This window comes from Paenibacillus sp. S28 (genome assembly GCF_016624415.1).
Lineage (GTDB): Bacteria > Bacillota > Bacilli > Paenibacillales > Paenibacillaceae > Paenibacillus_AQ > Paenibacillus_AQ favisporus.
In genome coordinates this window covers 168504-184639 of the sequence record NZ_JACVTM010000002.1, presented here as the reverse complement: position 1 = coordinate 184639, position 16136 = coordinate 168504, and the positions used below count along the sequence as shown (strand labels likewise).

At 56.9% G+C, this 16136-nt stretch carries 14 protein-coding genes; 2 read left to right on the top strand and 12 right to left on the bottom strand.

Annotated features, from left to right (window positions below):
- Positions 1 to 22 precede the first annotated feature (22 nt).
- The 6 genes from IAE55_RS05205 to spoVAC form a co-directional block, all read right to left on the bottom strand.
- Positions 23 to 2254, bottom strand: coding sequence for a transglutaminase TgpA family protein (locus IAE55_RS05205; RefSeq protein WP_145157946.1), 2232 nt, complete (start codon positions 2252 to 2254; stop codon positions 23 to 25).
- Positions 2251 to 3495, bottom strand: coding sequence for a DUF58 domain-containing protein (locus tag IAE55_RS05200; protein ID WP_186381893.1), 1245 nt, complete (start codon positions 3493 to 3495; stop codon positions 2251 to 2253). Before IAE55_RS05200 ends, IAE55_RS05205 begins: the two co-directional genes overlap by 4 nt.
- 3 nt (positions 3496 to 3498) lie before the next feature.
- Positions 3499 to 4455, bottom strand: coding sequence for an AAA family ATPase (locus IAE55_RS05195; protein ID WP_076169730.1), 957 nt, complete (start codon positions 4453 to 4455; stop codon positions 3499 to 3501).
- A gap of 285 nt (positions 4456 to 4740) precedes the next feature.
- Complete coding sequence (gene spoVAE, locus IAE55_RS05190; protein WP_076169729.1) at positions 4741 to 5091, bottom strand: stage V sporulation protein AE; 351 nt, start codon at positions 5089 to 5091, stop codon at positions 4741 to 4743.
- 3 nt (positions 5092 to 5094) lie between these two features.
- Positions 5095 to 6117, bottom strand: coding sequence for a stage V sporulation protein AD (spoVAD, locus tag IAE55_RS05185; protein WP_105444465.1), 1023 nt, complete (start codon positions 6115 to 6117; stop codon positions 5095 to 5097).
- Complete coding sequence (gene spoVAC / locus IAE55_RS05180) at positions 6114 to 6617, bottom strand: stage V sporulation protein AC (protein ID WP_076169727.1); 504 nt, start codon at positions 6615 to 6617, stop codon at positions 6114 to 6116. The genes spoVAD and spoVAC overlap by 4 nt, the downstream gene beginning before the upstream one ends.
- Before the next feature lie 511 nt (positions 6618 to 7128).
- Between spoVAC and IAE55_RS05175 the strand changes: the two genes are divergently transcribed.
- Positions 7129 to 8202: a M42 family metallopeptidase gene (locus IAE55_RS05175; protein ID WP_145023442.1), complete on the top strand. Its 1074-nt coding sequence runs from the start codon at positions 7129 to 7131 to the stop codon at positions 8200 to 8202.
- 136 nt (positions 8203 to 8338) lie between these two features.
- Here IAE55_RS05175 and IAE55_RS05170 read toward each other — a convergent pair whose 3' ends face one another.
- Complete coding sequence (locus tag IAE55_RS05170) at positions 8339 to 8920, bottom strand: NADPH-dependent FMN reductase (protein WP_145157943.1); 582 nt, start codon at positions 8918 to 8920, stop codon at positions 8339 to 8341.
- Between the two features lie 222 nt (positions 8921 to 9142).
- On the opposite strand from IAE55_RS05170, the gene IAE55_RS05165 reads away from it, so the two are divergent.
- The gene (locus IAE55_RS05165; RefSeq protein ID WP_076169723.1) at positions 9143 to 9496 is read left to right on the top strand and encodes a LytTR family transcriptional regulator DNA-binding domain-containing protein; all 354 of its coding nucleotides are present in this window, start codon (positions 9143 to 9145) and stop codon (positions 9494 to 9496) included.
- Positions 9497 to 9716: 220 nt separating this feature from the next.
- Here the strand turns inward: IAE55_RS05165 and IAE55_RS05160 are convergent, their stop codons facing one another.
- The 5 genes from IAE55_RS05160 to melA all read right to left on the bottom strand — a co-directional run bounded on the left by IAE55_RS05160 (position 9717) and on the right by melA (position 16125).
- Entirely contained in the window at positions 9717 to 10853 is a 1137-nt protein-coding gene (locus IAE55_RS05160) for a glycerate kinase (RefSeq protein WP_200631325.1), read from the bottom strand.
- 114 nt (positions 10854 to 10967) lie between these two features.
- Positions 10968 to 11939 (bottom strand): D-2-hydroxyacid dehydrogenase, encoded by a 972-nt coding sequence (locus IAE55_RS05155; protein WP_200631324.1) that lies wholly within the window; start codon positions 11937 to 11939, stop codon positions 10968 to 10970.
- 257 nt (positions 11940 to 12196) lie between these two features.
- A complete protein-coding gene (locus IAE55_RS05150; protein WP_200631323.1) occupies positions 12197 to 13735 on the bottom strand; it encodes a right-handed parallel beta-helix repeat-containing protein in 1539 nt (512 codons plus the stop codon).
- Between the two features lie 135 nt (positions 13736 to 13870).
- On the bottom strand, positions 13871 to 14827 hold the full coding sequence (locus IAE55_RS05145; protein ID WP_200631321.1) for a carbohydrate kinase family protein: 957 nt from the start codon (positions 14825 to 14827) through the stop codon (positions 13871 to 13873).
- Positions 14824 to 16125, bottom strand: a complete 1302-nt coding sequence (gene melA, locus IAE55_RS05140; protein ID WP_105444457.1) for an alpha-galactosidase — start codon at positions 16123 to 16125, stop codon at positions 14824 to 14826. Before melA ends, IAE55_RS05145 begins: the two co-directional genes overlap by 4 nt.
- Positions 16126 to 16136: the final 11 nt, after the last annotated feature.

The following is a 16136-nucleotide window of genomic DNA, read 5'->3' as shown; positions in this document are numbered from 1 at the left end:
AGGGCGCCTTCTAAAAAGTCCATCACGCTGCATTCTTCGGTATCTTTTTCATTGCAGCTTTCAATTCCTTCGCATGGGCATGGACGCTTCTCCATTCCGATTCCGACACCGATGAAGGGCTGTAGCGCGCCTTCTCGAACAGCTGCAGCAGCGGCTCCAGGAAGGATCCGAGCGCCGGGGACCGTCCTTCCCAGCGGCTGACCGACTCCCGGAGCGTTTCGTCCGCGCCGCGTTTGAGTCCTCTCCGGCGCAGCTGCTTGATCCACCGTTCGGTCATGACGATGACCTTCTGGTCGGGAGACAGCTTTTGTCCCGTACGAAGCCGGAGCCATCCGAACCGGAGCTGGAGCCGATTCCGCCACAGCACATACACTGCAAATGCTGCGATGATGAGGAGGGAAGCGCCGTATACGATTTGCACCACTGGTCCGCGATCCTGGCTCTGCGCTGCCTGTTGCGGCGCCTGCTCAGGCTGGTCTTCCTCCACTTCCGGCTGTTTCTCCGGCTCGGCCGGATCTTGCGCCTGGGCGTCATGCGTGAGCAGCGGCATGCTGAAGCCGGGGGTTGCTTCCACCGGAATCCAGCCGTACGGCCCGAAATAGACCTCGGCCCACGAATGCGCATCGGCATTGGTCACCGTATACACGCCGGAGTCCGAGGTGCCCTGCACACCTTGGACCTGCACGTCGGCGGTGCTTCCCTGCACCTGGCCGGGAGCGTACCCTTTGACCCACCGCGCCGGGATGCCGAGGGAACGGGCCATCATCACCATCGAAGTCGAGAAATAATCGCAGTATCCTTCCTTGATCTCAAACAGGAAGCTGTCCACGAAATCGTCGCTGACCTTTTTGGACAAGTCGGGCTCGTTTGTATATGTGTAATTCGTTGTTAAATAGTTTTGAAGCAGACCGATTTTTTCATAAGGCGTTGCTCCGGAAGCCGTCACTTCTTCCGCAAGGTCGCGGGCCCGCTTCGGAAAATCGTTCGGCACCTGCAGATAGGCATCCTCGGTCCCTTGGGAGCCGTACAGGTCGGCGAACGACTTCTGACGGATTTCATCCTCCGAAACGACCGGAACCTCGGACACCACCGTGTAGGTTTTCGGATAACGGTCCCGCTTTGACTCGGCGGTCCAGCGAAGCTCCGACTGGGAACTGTTCCAGCGGAGGCTGCCTGTATTTTTCCCGTCATCGATAAGCTCTACTTTGGACAGGTTATACGCACCAAACAAAACGGGGTACTGATTGTCGCTCAGCATCGTAACCGTCTGTCTTACCGTCATCGAATCGCCGGCGGTTGGTCCATCACCGGAAAGCTTCGTATCCGCCGTCACCTCATCGGTCTCCCTGCCGGAATTGCGCTCGTCCCCCCAGCCGCTGCCTGTATACAGCCTGCGGGTCTCCCCGCGCCAATAGCTTCGCTGGTCCGAGCTGATTTCCATCACCGGCGTGTAGTCAAAATTGAACCCGCCGCCAAGCTTGGTGTCGTTGCGGCTGTATCCCGAGGAAGTCCGCAGCACCGAGTCAGCCGGATCCCCGTCAACGCCAGCCGTGGCAGCCGTCTCACCTTGGACGACCCAAGCCGTGTAGGGATCGGTCAGGGACGGCGGCACTTCCGGCATGTTGACGCCGACCGAAAACACGAGCGAAAAAATGACCGCCACGTTCAGCAGCATTTTTAGCGGGTACTGGCGAAGATAGCGCCAGCCATGCGGGTATTTCTGCTGGAAGCGGCGGAAGTGCTCGCTGACCAGCCAGCCGAGCGCCGCAAACACCGTCCAGGCGACTTCCTTCCATAAATCGTACACGGTGAAAGAATCCAGTATGGAGAACGCCACGATCAGCATGCCTGTGAACACGAGGATTCTGCGCTGATTGTTGACCAGCTTGGCACTGAGCAGCAGCAGAATCCAAGCGCCTACAGCAAAACCGATGTACGGCAGCGCGTTGCCCGTAAACTGCTGAATCCGGTTCGGCAGGCTTCCTGCCGGAAAGTAAATCCAGTACGCGATCATCTCCCGGTGAATGATGTACAGCACGGCGATGCCTTCCAGCACGTACCGGTAAATGCTTTTGATTGGCAGCAAGATTTCGATCGCCGTGATGACCGTAACGCTGATGATGACGATGGCTGTCGTCTCGCTGTACCAAATGTTGTTCATAAAGTAAATCCACTGCAGCGCCATAATCCACAACCACACCAAGGATAAGGTGCGGAAAAACGAAGTGCGCAGCGAATACAGCCAGTTGATCAAACCCTTCCACCCCCTAATACGGCCGGCAGCTCACTCAGCGATTGAATGCTGCACGCAAAGGTTCCGCGAGAAGCGAGCATCGCTCCCCAGCCTTCTACGCCCTTTTCTCGCCCGGAGCTGATCCGGATGTGCGAAGAGCTCATGCCCCGGGTCTCGGCCCAGCGCAGAATGTCGAGCACCTGCTGGCCGCTGGCCGGTGAAATGAAAACGAGGAAGGCCCCTGCCGGGAGAAACCGTGCGTTCTGCTCCAGCTTCGGGAGCAGCTTACCGTATCCGTCGGCGGACAGGTCCACCAGGTGATGCATCATCCGCTGGCGGTCTCCCTGCACGCTGCTTGGCGGAAACAATTTGAATGCGTCGCCGAGGGTTGCGAGGCCCATGTTCATTCTGCCGCGCCCGCCATACTCGAGCAGGGAAGCCGCTGTGGAAACAGCCAGCTCAAACTGCGCGTCGGAGCTGTAGTGAGCCTTCGTGGCGTCCAGCAAAAGCATCGTTTTCGGAACGGAATCGTACTCGAATTCCTTGGATTTCCACTGTCCGGTCTTTGCCGTAGCGTTCCAGTGAATCCGGGAGATCCGGTCCCCGTACACATAATCGCGGACGCCGTTAATCTGGGTCGTCTCTTTGCGCGAAGCTGCCGAGGCGGTTTGCGGCCCCGCAAGCGGGGAATTCCGGTCGAACAGCTTCCATGTGGGGATAAACACGGTTCGGGGCATCACGCGAAACTGGCCGGGCACATGAAAACGGCCTTTATGCTCGATAAAGCCGAAAATATCCTCACTGACACATTCCGTCTCCGTAAAATAATATCTTCCCCGCTCCAGCGGCGGCGTCTGGAACACCAGCGTACCGCCGCCTCTGTAATTGGGAATGACGCTTTCCTCAAACGACCAGGAATCTCCGTTATGCCGCTTCATGACTTCACGGATAATGATATAGGGCATCGGCAGAAATCCCGGAATCGAAAAATGGAGCCTGACCTTGATCTGCTCGCCGGCGTGAAGCACGGTGCCTTGTCCCCTTTCGGTGGACAGCTGACGCGTTCCCCGCGTCAGCCGGACGCCGCTGATGCCAAGCACGATCAAATACAGCACGATGACGCTGATCATGACAAACAGCATCAGGGACGTCTTGCCCCCCTGAAACAGAACATAGAACAGGCTGGCGACCCATACGAGCAGTACGGCCCAATACCTCGGGGTTTTGAGTCCGGATCGGATACCGGTTAACAGCCTTGTCATCATTTATCGCTCCATCGCTACAGGCACATGCACCTGCTGAAGGATGTTTTTCAGCACGGATTCCGGACTGACGTTGTCCAGCCGGGACTCCGGACGAAGGATGATTCGGTGGGCGAGAACATAAGGAGCGAGCGTCTTAATATCGTCCGGAAGGACGTACTCCCGCTGCTGCAGGAAAGCAAACGCCTTAACCGCGTTCAGGAACGACAGGGAAGCGCGCGGGCTGGCTCCGAGCAGGACGGAGGCATGCTCCCGGGTACGGCGTACGATGCTCAGCAGATAGTCCGTCACCGCCTCGTCGATATAAATGCTGCGGATTTCATGCTGCATCTCCGCGATCTGTTCCATGTTGGTCACCGGAGTCAGCCGGTCGACCGGCTGGCCCTGCTTGTGCTGGTACAGCAGGCTTTTTTCCGTGGCCGCGTCGGGGTAGCCGAGGCTGATCTTCATCATAAAACGGTCAAGCTGCGCTTCGGGCAGCATGTAAGTGCCTTCAAAGTCGATCGGATTCTGGGTGGCGCACAGCATAAACGGACGGGGAAGCTCATACGTTTCGCCGTCCACCGTCACGTTGCGCTCTTCCATGACCTCAAGCAGGGCCGACTGGGTCTTCGTCGTGGCCCGGTTAATTTCGTCAGCCAAAAGAATGTTGGTCATCACCGGACCCGGACGGAAGTAGAACCGCTCCTCGCGCGGATGAAATACGGAAACACCGGTAATATCGCTCGGCAGAATGTCCGGGTTGCACTGGACACGCCGGTAATCGCCGCTCATGGACCGGGCGAGCGCCTTGATGAGCTGCGTCTTCCCCGTTCCGGGTACATCTTCGATCAAAACATGCCCTTCGGCCAGCAGAGCAGTTAGAAGGAGCTGTATTTCAAATGATTTTCCCAATATGCAAGATTCGAGATTAGATCTTACTGCTGCAATAATGTGAAGAAATTCGCTGCGTACGGGCATATCAGTTCCTCCTAGAATTCGTAATCAATGAACATGCTCGCAGATGCGTTCACTGGTAAATCGATAACATCGTAAAATAGCTGGATACATATAAGTATATATTTTACATTGTACATGAAGGAAGAACAGAAAGTATATTGGGCACATTTCCTAAAATCGTCGTATACCCCCACATACCCGCCGAAATGAACGGCAAAACACCCCGGAATACACAATTCCGGGGTGTTTATTCGGGCAAACCATTTTCAGCTCAAGCAAGGAAATGCAAACGGCGGATTGGTGGAATTACCCGCGGGGACGGACGAACAGCGCGGCGATAAACGAAAAGATGATCGCCGCCGATATCCCCGCGCTGGTGACCTCGAAGATGCCTGTCACAACCCCGATCCAGCCGTCCCTCTGAAGCTCCGACAGCGCTCCGTGAACAAGCGAGCTGCCGAAGCTGGTGATGGGAACGGAAGCGCCGGCACCGGCAAATTTGACGAGGGGATCGTACCAGCCGAGACCGTCAGCCACCGCTCCCGCCACCACCAGCGTGCTCATCGTATGCGCCGGCGTCATCTTGAACAAGTCCATCATGAGCTGGCCGATGACACAAATCAGACCGCCGATAATAAACGCCCATAAAAACTGCATTCGTTAATCCTCCATTTCCAGCGCTACGGCGTGGGCGATGCACGGAATGCTCTCTCCCTGCTGAACCGACAAGGGGGAGTGCAGCGAGCCGGTCGCCACGACCAGCACTTTATGTAATTCGCGTTGCAACATCCGTTTGACCAAATGGCCGTAGGTCACCGCCGCCGAGCAGCCGCAGCCGCTTCCTCCGGCCAGGACGGCCTTCTGCTTCTCACGGTTATAAATCATGAGCCCGCAATCGCCGAATTTCGTCTCGTCCATCTGGTAGCCTTCCTTCTCCAGCAGCTCCTTCGCAATCGGCAGACCGACCGAAGCGAGATCGCCGGTCACAATCAAGTCATAATAATCGGGAGACAGCCCCGTATCCCGGAAATGCGCGGCGATCGTATCGGCAGCGGCCGGCGCCATCGCGGCGCCCATATTGAACGGATCTTTGACCCCAAGGTCCATGATCCTGCCGATGGTCGCCCGGGCGATTCTCGGGCCGGCTTGGCCCTGTCCGCCTTTGGCGATGACGCCGCAGCCCGCCCCGGTGACCGTGTATTGGGCGGTCGGCGGCTTCTGCGAGCCGTATTCGGTCGGATACCGGAACTGCTTTTCGGCCGTGCAGTTATGGCTGCCCGTTCCGGCCATCACCCGTTCCGCGGCCCCCGTGTCGACCATCAGGGCGGAAATCGCTAGGCTTTCCATGGACGTCGAGCAGGCCCCGAATACGCCCAGGTATGGCACGCCAAGCTTGCGGGCGGAGAACGTGCTGCTGATGATCTGGTTCATCAGATCCCCGCCAACATAGAACTGGATCTGTTCCTTGTCCAGGCCCGACTTGATGACGGCAAGCTGGGCGGCCTGCTCCAGCAGCCTCCGCTCCGCTTTCTCCCAGGTTTTCTCATTGATTTCGAGATTGTCGTACACATAATCGAAATCAGGAGACAGCGGGCCTTGTCCCTCATCAGGACCGACGACGGCGGCGCTTCCGATCAGAACAGGCCGGGTGTCAAACTCCCAGGTCTGGCCGGTCAGCTTCATGGCTGATGCACTCCCTGGATGCCGAAGATGGCGTATACGAGTCCCACGACGAAGGCGGCGACGGTTCCAAACACGATCACGGAGCCGGCGAGCTTGAACATGTTGGCCCCTACACCAAGGACGTAGCCTTCCGCTTTATGCTCAAGTGCCGCCGAGCACATGGAGTTGGCGAAACCCGTAACCGGTACCGCCGTGCCCGCTCCGGCCCATTGTGCGATTTTGTCGTACACGCCAAAGCTGGTCAGGATGACCGATATAATAATGAGCACCGCAACGGTCGGATTGCCCGCTTCTTTGACCGTCATGTCAAACCAGCTCATGAACGCCCGCTGAATCGCTTGTCCGATCAGGCAGATCAGGCCGCCGACCACAAAAGCACTTACGCAGTTTTTGAATGTGCTGCGTGAAGGAGAATGCTTTTTGCTGATCGATTTATATTCCTCGGGCGTCAAGGAATCGATCTTGAATCCGGTTCCCCTGTTCTTCGTATTGGCAGGCATTACAGGCACCTCCTATTCATCATTCCTTTTCATTATTTGTCATTTGCAGGAGAGTTATGTATGTTATGCGGAGGTGGGCAGCAAACAGCGCCAGGCAGCCGGGCGCTAATATTTGAAACCTGGCGGCTGTTTAATGAGGGCTATCCATGGCAGGCAGATTATAATAAGAAGAGAAGCACGATGACCAGCAAAATCAACAATACGAGGATCAGGATGTTTTCTTGGCGGCGATCCATGTGTATCGGTTCCATAACCAGGCTCCTTCCGGCTGACTTCAGGGCATCCGTCCAGGATATCCTATTCATCAGGTTCGCCATTTGTGCTTCTGCCCGCCGGACGTGGACATTCGGATCAAGTGGGTTCATACTAAGGATTGAAGTCAACTGCATAGAATGAACTAAAGAAATGAATATTATTGGCCTCTATAGGCCGTAATAACAGGAAGTTCAATGCAAAACTTTGGTTCAATCTAAATACATAACCACATTCATAATAAAGGAGATAAGGTACGATGGATCAAAAAACAAAAGATATGTTCCGCAAGCTGACGGAATTCCCCGCGGCTTCCGGATTTGAAAAAGACCTGCGCGCATATTTCAAGGAGGCGGTGACCCCGTTCACGAACGAGTTCGTACAGGATCGCCTCGGCAGTCTGTTCGGCGTTCTCCACGGGGATGAGAACGGCCCGAAAGTCATGGTGGCCGGCCATTTTGACGAGGTCGGTTTCCTGGTCACCGGCATTACCGAAGCCGGAATGGTGCGCTTTCAGCCGCTCGGCGGCTGGTGGAGCCAAGCCGTGCTCTCCCAGCGGCTGCAAATCATCACGCCTAACGGTCCGGTATTCGGGGTCGTCGGATCGACGCCGACCCACCTGCTGGACGAATCGCAGCGCAGCAAACCGGTGGACATCAAAGCCATGTACATCGACATCGGTGCGGATAATCGCGAGGAAGCCGAATCCTTCGGCATCCGCCCGGGGCTTCAGGTGCTGCCGGTCTGCGAATTCACGCCGCTGGCCAATCCGAAGAAAATCATGGCCAAAGCCTGGGACAACCGCTACGGGGTCGGCCTTGCGATCGAACTGCTGGAGGCGCTCCACCAGGAGAAGCTGCCGAATACGCTGTACTGCGGCGCAACGGTTCAGGAAGAGCTGGGACTGCGCGGCGCGCGCACGTCGGCCAACCTCATCCAGCCGGATATTTTCTTCGCGCTGGATGCGAGCGCAGCCAACGATATGACCGGCGACAAGAGTGCCTTTGGGCATATCGGACAGGGAGCGCTGCTGCGCATATTCGACCCGACGATGATCACCCACCGCGGACTCGTGGAATATGTACAGGATACGGCGGACACCCACAACATTAAGTATCAATATTTCGTATCCCCTGGCGGCACGGACGCCGGGCAGGTGCATTTGAGCGGAATCGGCGTGCCGTCTACCGTCATCGGCATTTGTGCCCGCTACATTCATACGTCTTCGTCGATTATCCATACCGACGATTACGATGCAGCCAAGGAGCTGCTGACCAAGCTGGTTAAAGGCCTCGACCGCACGACGCTGAACACGATTATCGAAAATGCCTGAAGCACGGTTGTCCCTCCGGCGGCGAAAGCTCATTGCTTCCGAAGTTCCGACACGGTAACACGAAAAAGCCTGCGCGCTCCAAATCTCAGAGTTGGAGCGCTGCAGGCTTTTGTATTAGGAAATCCGGTTATCTAACTTACCTGAACCCGTTCATGCCATTTGCAGCTGCCTCTCGTACAGCCTCTTCCAGCTTCCCTAGCATGCCCTTCAGCCTCTCGTTCAGCTCCTCATCCTTAATCTCTCCGCCCCGGAGCTTCTGATTGAGGAAAGGTACCGTGAAAGACCCGCCCTCCACCAGGTCAGCCGTCATCATCCTAAGGGTCATCTGAAGGGACTCATGCGCCTTCTCTCCACCGGTTTCCATCGGCGATCCGCTGACGACAGCGACGGGCTTGTAGACGAATTCTCCGGACGATACCAGCCAGTCGAGCGCATTCTTCAGCACGCCGGGCACGCCATGGGCATATTCGGGGGTGCTGATGATCACACCGTCCGCCTGACGGATCGTGTCACGAAGCCGGGCCACCGAAGGGGCCGGGTCGTCTCCATCCAAATCCGGGTTAAAATGGGGAAGGTCTCCGATGCCTTCAAATATCGAAATCTCCATCGTTTCCGGCGCCAGCGGATAGAGGGCGTGAATCAGGCTCGTATTGGACGATTGTCTCCGGAGGCTTCCGGAAATCGCCGTGATCTTTATAGGACTTGAGTTCAAAGGCATTCGTCCTTTCTCGGTTTGACATTGGCGGGCGACCGCGCATATCGCAGCCGTCTATGACCATTGTGGCCGTAATGGAAAATTTGGTCAATACCGTGAGCGCTTTTGTCCAAGTTCACAAAAAAAATCATAAAATTCACAAATTTACTCTTATGCAGGACGAAAAAGTGTGGTAGAATGAAAGCGCTAACACTTTATCATCTTCTAAAAGGGGGCTTTGGTAAGATGACTTCATCCGACAAGGTGCTGCAGGAATATCATCAATTTGATCCGGTGACGGACGCGTTTTTCTTTAAGGTCGGCGGTCAGGGACAGGTTATTTTCCACGGCAGAAACTATATTATCAAGAAACGGTTAACCAGCCAGGAAATCTCCGCTTTGATCTCGCAGCCCAATTTTGTCCGAGCCGCATCCAACATCCATGTCAACGTGAATAAAATTACTTCCTTTGAAGGCAACGTCCTTCACTTCCGCGATGATTTTGCTTACCCCCGCACCATTTCCGTTTCCAAACGCATTTTGGAGCAGATTAAGAAACGGATGTCCAGCCCGCTGACGGATATGACGCTGAAGAAATAACACAAACCAAAATCAAGGGGTCATCACAGAAAAAAGCAGCAGTTGGCCGGGCTTTCCGGACACTGCCGCTTTTTTTATATCCAAAAGTATAAACTTCCTGGGCTAAACATCCTGATCTCGCAAAAAATTTTCCGCTAAACGCGGTCTGGCTTCTTGGCATGTACGTCGATAGTCTTTATGATATTGCCCTTTAAAAAGACGATTCGTTGACGGCATAATTCTACCCACGGACGATTCCGGCAAAAGTCCGGATCACCTGCTCAGCCGATATCTCCAGCAGCTCTCCGGCACGGGCCACCGCTTCCTCCAGCGCCATCGGTCCGTTCACGATGCTGTGCACGCTGAGGATTCCCGCATCATACAGCGGCTCGATCCCCGGCCCCACCGATCCGGCCAGGGCGATGACTGGAACCCCGTGCCGCCGCGCTTCCTTGGCGACGCCCATCGGCGTCTTGCCGGAAGCGGTCTGCGCGTCCATCCGGCCTTCGCCGGTGATGACGAGGTCCGCGCCTTCCAGGTGCGCCATGAATCCCGAATGCTCGATCACGAGATCGATGCCGCTCCTCATCTCGGCTTTGAAAAAAGCGAGCAGCCCCGCTCCTACGCCGCCGGCTGCGCCCGCTCCCGGCAGGTCATGCACGCGCAGGCCCGTCGCCTCCAGGATGCGGTCCGCCCAGACGCGCATCCCCTGTTCCAGCACCGCGACCATCTCGGGCGTCGCGCCCTTCTGCGGGCCATACACATGGGACGCGCCGTTTGGGCCGAGCAGCGGGTTCTGCACGTCGGAAGCGATCACAAAGGTCGATTCGGCAAGCCGTGCATCGATTCCGCCCATGTCGATCGCCGCCACGCGCTGCAGCTCCAGGCCCCCGCGTCCAACCGGCTGCCCGGCCTCATCCAGCAGCCGCACGCCAAGCGCCTGCAGGATGCCGGCGCCTCCGTCGTTTGTGGCGCTGCCGCCGATCGCCATAATAAATTGGCGGCAGCCCGCATCGAGCGCGCGGCGGATCGCCTCGCCGGTCCCGTACGTCGTCGTATGCAGCGGGTCCCGCTCCTCAGCGGCGATCAGCTCAAGCCCGGACGCGCTGGCCAGCTCCACCACGCAGGTGGATCCTCCGTGGATGAGGCCGTACTCGGCGTCGACCGGCCTTCCCAGCGGATCGGATACCTGCACTTTGGCCTTGGTACCGCCAAAGCGGGTCAAGCTGTCCAGCGTCCCCTCTCCGCCGTCCGCCATGGGGACAAGCACCGTTTCCGCGCCAGGCAGTGCGCGTCTTATGCCCCTGTCAATGGCGGCCGCCGCGTCGGCGGCACGGATGCTGCCTTTGAACGAATCCGGAGCGATCACAATTTTCATGCGGTCCATCCTCCTTTTGTAGTCTCTCCTTGCCCTATGTTTATGCCTTCCATGCACTGATTCAACCCGTACATTCAATAGAGCCTCCATGCCCCTTAAAGCAGTACGTCGTTCTCAGCGGGAGTGCGGCCCAACCGTGTTCACCGGCCGGCCTTCCAGAAACGCGGCCACGTTGCCCGCAGCAATGCTCATCAGCCGCTCCCGCGCTTCCACCGCCGCCCATGCCATATGCGGGGTGATGATGCAGCGCGGGGCATGCACAAGCGGATGGTCTGCGGCGGGAGGCTCCGCCGCAAGCACGTCAAGGGCCGCGCCCGCAAGCCGGCCTTCGTTCAGCGCATCGGCCACATCCTGCTCCTGCAGCAGCCCGCCGCGGGCGGTATTGATCAGGAAGGCCGAAGGCTTCATCAGCGCCAGGCGTTCACGGTTGATGAGCCCCTCGGTTTCCGCCGTCAGCGGACAATGCAGGCTCACCACGTCCGACTCGGCCAGCAGCTGCTCGAGCGGGACACGCCGGACGCCGATGTCTTCGTCCCCGTCCGCCTTCCCCGGTCTGCCGGATACCAGTACGCGCACGCCGAAAGCCTCCGCCAGCCGCGCGACCTGGCGTCCGATCCGGCCATAGCCGACGATCCCCATTGTCTTCCCCCAGAGCTCGATTTGCGGAGTCAGCGTGTAGGAGAAATCCACCGCCTTCGCCCAATCTCCCGAGCGTACGCTGTCCCCATGCCGCCCGATCTGGTGGCAGAGCTCAAGCAGCAGCGCGAACACAAACTGCGCCACAGACTCGGTTCCGTATGCCGGCACATTCGTCACCGTAATCCCGCGCGCAGCAGCGGCTTCAATGTCAACTACATTGTAGCCGGTCGCAAGCACGCCGACGTAGCGGAGGTTCTCTGCCGCCTCCAGCACCTCCCGCGTCAGCTGGGTTTTATTCGTCAGCACAATTTCGGCGTTCCCGATCCGCTCCTGAATCAGCCCGGCGGGGGTGCGCTCGTAGACCGTCACGGAACCGAGCTTTCCCAGCTCGTCCCAGCTTAAATCCCCTGGGTTCAGCGTATGTCCGTCCAGCACGACGATGTTCATTACAGTCAACTCCTGTTCCTGAAAGTGTAATCGAATTCCCGCATCTTCAGCTAGCAGCAGGAGAGTTATATCTACTATACCATTCGGGCAGTACCGGGTGAACAAGTCCGTTTCGACATCAGCCCCGCCAAGCAGGAAATCGTTTCAAGATCTGGATGCGAAACCTTTGCTGAATACTAGACTTTTCCTCATAAAATAAAAGCAGCCCCCCGCGAAAGGGGGCTGCTAATTAGGCTTGCAATGACGATGAACGAACGTTATTCGTCCGCGCCAATATTGACGCCTGCCCCTTGAACACGGGGCTGCCCGTCGATATCGAGCGACCCGATATCCGAATCCGTCAAGCCCTTATCAATGGCGGGCGATCCCGCCTTCAGGTGTAAATCGCCTGCAGCGGGGTTCACAAGGAGTGGATCGGCGAATACGGAATGGGCATCATTGCCCGTTCCATTTTTATAAGCAGCAAAGCCGGTGTATTCTTTGTTTTTCCAGGTCCAGCTGGCATCCGAGCTTCCGCCGGGAGCGAAGTACAAATTGTAATCCACGACGTTGCCGGAATTTTTCGTGTATTCATTATAAATGAGCACATCGGTAGAACTGGCCACAAAAATGTTGTTACGGATGACGTTGTTCTGGGTATCGTACTGCACGTAGAGCTGACCGCTGCCGTCGCCAATGGTGTCATTTTTGTACAGCGTATTGTTGACGATGTGGCAGCCTACCGTCGAGCCGCGATCTGTGTCGTATCCGCCCATGGCGATGCCCGTCAAACGGTTGTTGTAAATGAAGTTGCTGCGGATCGTAATGTTGCTGGTCGCCTTGCCGGCATGCTCGGAGGCGATTTCCACCCCGATATCGTTGTTATAGCTGTAGTTACGCTCGATGATGCTGTCCTTGCCTCCATCGACATAAATGCCGTCCGCCGAATTACTGTTGTTCGGAAGCTTTTTGCCGTAGGAAGGATTGTTATTGGAGGTGATATTGTACACTTTATTGCCGCTGATGATTCCGTTTCGTGCCTGGTCGTAGGCGGAGTTCGGCGACTTCCCTTCGAATCCGATCACGTCGATACCGATGTTGTCGTTGTCGTGAATGATATTGTTCGTCACGGCAAAAGTATCCACATTTCCGTTAAGAACGAGCGTTTCGCTGGACCCCACCACCAGATTGTACAGCTCATTGCCGTCGATCGTCACGTCATGAATGGATTCCGGCGCCTTGGTTCCGTACACGGCGATGCCGTGCGCATCCCGGCCCAGCAGGTCGATGCCGGCAGGAGTCGACGTGTTTTTGATATCATGGATCTTGTTTTTGGACAGGGTAATGTTGCCGCCTGCGCCATGAACATAAATCCCAACGGGCATGACGTTGCTGGCAGTCGTCGTATAATTGCGAATTTCGAAACCTTGAATGGTCACATAGTTGACGTCGGCTAGGTCAACGATGCCTTCCGTTCCGCTTACGGGAAGTCCCGTACCGTCAATAACCGGCGTCTCGCCGCTGTAATTGGCAAAGGTGATCGGCCCTTGGTCCGCGGAACCGGACTTGGTGATCTTCAGCTTTTGGTTATACACCCCGCCCCGGACATAGACCGTGCTTCCCGGGCCGGCTGTGTCCGCCGCATGCTGCAGCGTTTTCCACGGTGCGGCGCTCGTACCCGCATTCGAATCGCTTCCGCTAACAGCAACGTAGTACTCGGCGCCCGAAGCCTCGACGGTCTGTGACGCCGTATACCCGATTCCAAGCCCTAATACAGCCAGACTGATACCTGCAATCAGTGTTTTACCGAATTTCACGAAATATCAACTCCCATGATTAAAGTTTGAACTGAAATGAAAAGGATCCGATTTAGACTTGCTATGTAATGTGTCGATCACCCCCTTTGCCCGGACTCTCATGAACCTTTGCCTGAGCTTCCACCGCCGAGGCGCTTACTGGAGCGACCGCCTTCCCTGCAGGGCCGATACCGCCGCCGCTGTCGGCAAATGGCCGGTTCCCCCCACGCCCAGCGTGGATAACGCGCCGCAGGCATTGGCGTACTCAAGCAGCTCTCTGCCGGTCAAGCCTTGGAGGAAACCGCAAATCAATCCGGCATTGAAGCAATCGCCTGCTCCTGTCGTGTCCACGGGGGTAACCGGATAAGGGGGCGCCGACACGACAGAACCATCAGGAGACCGGAGCGATGCACCCTTTGAGCCTTGTTTGACGGCGATCAGACCGGGAACGGCCGCCAATTGGCCGAATACCGTTTCTACGCTGTCCTGCTCAAAAATATGCAGCACCTCCTCCTCGCTGGGGATAAACAAATCGGTAACGGCCAGCAGTGCGCGGATCCCGGCAGCATCCCACCGGCCACGGACGTCCCATCCGGTATCAAAAGATGTGCTGACCCCTAAGTCCTGCGCCTTCCCGAACAGCTCCTTCCAATGCGGCCGCATGCCGTCCTGCAAATAGTAGGAGCCAAAATGCAAATGATCCGCCTCCTGAATCAAAGCATCGGGAATATGGCCGGGCGTCAACAGCGGAATACTTCCGGGATACGTGATCAAACCGCGGTCGGAAGGCGTCGTAAACGAGAGGGTAACCCCCGTTGTGACCTCCGGCAGCACCGCTACATGATCGGTGTTCACCCCCAGCCGCTGCAGCTCGCCCAGGCAGAAGCGGCCGAAGTCATCCGCCCCCACCACGCTGACGAACCGCACGTCCAGGCCGAGGTTGGACAGCGCGCTCGCGGTAATCGCAGAAGAGGAGCCGAGAACGACGTCAAAACCGTCGACGATTTTCTCCCGGTTCCATTCCGGGATCACGTCCGTTCCTGAAATAATGATGTCCACGTTCAGCTCACCGGCCACAACGACAATCGGTTTATTCTTGTCCGCTCTCCTCATTTCAGCACCGGTATGAAGTCGCGCTCCGCTTCATACAGCTCCTCAAACATGTCGCTGATCTCATCCAGCGAGCAGACGGCGGCGGACAGCGGATCGACCATCAGGGCATGGCGGGCCATTTCCTTGTCGTTATTCAGCACAGCGCCGACGGCCAGGTCAAAGAACGCCATGTTGGACCGGCACAGCGCGGCCAGATGCTCAGGCAGGCTGCCGAAGCGGCATGGATTGACGCCATTGCGGTCGACCATGCAGGCTACTTCGACGATCCCGTCCCCGGGAAGATTGTGAATCAGCCCTTCGTTCGGCACGTTTCCGTAAATCACCTTCGGTTCATTTTTCAGCATCGCTTCAATAATGATAGCCGCGTATTCATTGCTTGGCGCAAGCTCGATCGGGAGGGAGCCTTCCAGCTGCTTGACGATTTTTTCGTCGTTTTCCTTGCGCCAGATCGGCCAGTTATCCGCATAGTAGCCTGTCGCGCCATTATACCCGGTGCTGCAGTGCTTGTCGATTAAGGACTGCCGTTTGCGGTAGTACGGAATGTACTCCGAAAAGTGCCCGCTGGACTCCGAGACAAAAGCGCCCAGGTACTTCATGGCGTCAAAGCGCACAGGGTCCTTTTTCAGCAGGTCGGGATTCTGGATCTTTTCCCGGAGCACAGGATACAGATCTTTTCCCTCGTGGGTCAGCTCCACAAACCAGGACATATGGTTGATTCCTCCGGCCCGCCACTGCATGTCTTCGTAAGGTACGCCGGCGTATTTGGCTAACTGCCGGGACGTATTCTGGATGGAATGGCACAGGCCGACGACCGGAATGGAGGTCACCCGCGACGTCAGCAGGGTCACCGCCGACATCGGATTCGTATAGTTCAGAATGGTCGAATCCGGGCACAAATCCTCCACATCGCGGATGATGTCCATCCAGCTCGGAAGCGTGCGCAGCGTTTTAAACAGTCCGCCCGGCCCCAGCGTATCGCCGATGCATTGATTGACCCCGTATTTCAGCGGAATCTCGTACTCATAGCGGACCGTTTGCAGCCCGCCCACTTCGATTTGGTTGATGACGAACTGCGAGCCCCCGATGACCTCCCTGCGATCGGTCGAAGCGATAACGTTCCAGCGCTTGCCGGACAGCTCAATGATTTTCTCGACCAGCTTGCGGGCGATCTCCAGCCGCTCCGCGTCGATATCCACCAAAGCGATCGTCCCGCCTTCAATGCCTTCAATCAGTAAAATGTCCGTGGCGATGTCCTGCGTAAAGGCGCTGCCTGCGCCGATAATCGATATTTTAGTCATGTAGTTTCTCC